This is a genomic window from Gilvimarinus gilvus (genome assembly GCF_030518155.1).
Taxonomy (GTDB): domain Bacteria; phylum Pseudomonadota; class Gammaproteobacteria; order Pseudomonadales; family Cellvibrionaceae; genus Gilvimarinus; species Gilvimarinus gilvus.
Genome location: NZ_JAULRU010000013.1, coordinates 1 through 314, shown reverse-complemented (window position 1 = coordinate 314; position 314 = coordinate 1). Strand labels below are relative to the sequence as shown.

Here is a 314-nt window from a genome sequence, read left to right as displayed (position 1 = left end):
CGATAGCCTTCTATTGCTTCAAGCGTTGTTTCGCGGAAGTCAGCAGGACTGCCAGTCTGATAGTGATGCAGTGCCTGATAATATAATAGTAGCGCTTCAATGTCCCTGTATTCAGCTCTGTTTCTCTGCCACTCAATAGCGGTTCTTATACTCGCAAGTTCCGCTGCCAGTTTGTCCTGAGGTGGGGTTTTGGCTGATTTTTGCCAGTATTCCAGGTGCTGGCGCGGAGAGTATGCGTAGAGGTCAGCTATACCGTTGCGGGTGGCGATGGTTGCAGCCAAAACAAGGATAATGAGTAGAGCGAAGACAAAAAC

1 protein-coding gene is annotated in these 314 nt (G+C 49.0%); it reads right to left on the bottom strand.

The window, feature by feature from the left end:
• Positions 1 to 314, bottom strand: a 314-nt coding sequence (locus tag QWI17_RS00065) for a hypothetical protein (protein WP_302720471.1), incomplete at both ends; no start/stop codon positions are given.